A 995-nucleotide genomic window follows, 5' to 3' on the forward strand; every position below is an offset into this window, starting at 1 on the left:
TCCAGGAAGAGTCAGCCCAGGCACATCGAGGTCACCGGCGGCAGTGACGGCGGCAGCTGACCCGGCGGCGGGGCCGCTGTCCGCGTGTCCGCTATCGCCAGCGGTGCCGTGCCCGCCCGGCCGCGGCGCCGTGGTGAATCCTGAATCCTCCATAAAACTACACCGGGCAACCGAGTGCGGGTAGTTACGGCACTTATAACTTCACAATCCCTACCAAGATGATAGATTATCAAAATTCCCTCTGGACTCGCAACGAAGTGGTCGTTAATATTGCATCCGTTGTCTTCCGAGGAGGGGTATGATCAACATCATTGGTGCGGGCTTCGGGCGTACCGGAACGCTTTCGCTCAAGTTGGCCCTCGAACAGCTCGGTTACGGCCCTTGTCATCACATGGACGAGGTCCTCGCGCACCGGGAGACTATCGCTGCATGGACGAGTGCCGCCGAAGGTGCTCCTGCGGACTGGGACTCGCTGTATGGCCAGTACAGATCGACAGTCGATTGGCCGGGTGCCCGGTTCTGGCGGGAGCTCGCCGCCCACTACCCGTCGGCTCGAATGATTCTTACGGTTCGCGACCCGGAAAAATGGTATGACAGTGCGCGGAACACATTGTTCCAAGCGATATCGAACCGACCGGCGAGAATGAGCGCGGAAGCCATGCGCGTGATCACCATGATGAATCTGGTGGTGTGGGACGGTGTCTTCAAGGGGACGTAATGAAGTAACAAATACGTGATCGAGAGCATCATCGCAGGTCACAGGCCTGTGGAGGGTTCGAAACGCGCAAGTTATTTCATTTCGACTCCCAAGGGGCGTTTCGCGGACAAGGACTACGCCCTACAGGTCTTCGCGGAGCACAATGCCGCGGTGCAACGCGAGATCTCAGCCGACCGTCTGTTGGTATTCGACATCGCCCAGGGGCGGGGTCCCCTGTGCGACTTCCTCGGTGTGCCGGTTCCGGGGGAACAGTTCCCCCGGCTGAACAATCGAGAAG

General features: G+C 59.5%; 1 pseudogene. It reads left to right on the plus strand.

Annotation, left to right across the window (positions count from 1 at the left end):
* Positions 1-298: 298 nt before the first annotated feature.
* Positions 299-995, plus strand: a pseudogene (locus ACY45C_RS18490) (sulfotransferase family protein); the annotation flags it as partial.

Source organism: Frankia sp. CcWB2 (genome assembly GCF_977927585.1).